The 288-nt window shown below is 70.5% G+C and carries 1 protein-coding gene; it reads right to left on the bottom strand.

Features of this window, described 5'->3' with window-relative positions; all coding sequences use genetic code 11:
* On the bottom strand, positions 1 to 288 hold a 288-nt coding region (locus ON29_RS23010; RefSeq protein WP_040869404.1), incomplete at both ends, for a hypothetical protein.

Raw genomic sequence — 288 nt, 5'->3', positions numbered from 1 at the left:
GTCGACCAAGTGGTGCAGCTTCAAGATGTACATGTAACCGACCGCGACCGGGTACGGGAACGGCTCGCCGGAACGGCCGTCGAACAGCGTGGCCTTGCCGTCGTCGTCGACCATGCGCTCGCCGTCGCGGTTGGGCAGCGTCGAGGCCAGCAGGCCGGTCAGCTCCTCCTCCCGCGCGCCGTCGAACACCGGCGTGGCGATGTTGGAGTCGGCCGGAGCGCCCAGCATCTCCTCCGGCAGCGCCTGCGCCCAATCGGGGCGGGAGCCGTCGGTGGCGACGTCGACCTG

The organism is Nocardia exalbida NBRC 100660 (assembly GCF_000308575.1).
GTDB lineage: Bacteria > Actinomycetota > Actinomycetes > Mycobacteriales > Mycobacteriaceae > Nocardia > Nocardia exalbida.
Note: the sequence above shows the minus strand (reverse complement) of the source record. Positions and strands in the feature narration are given on the sequence as shown.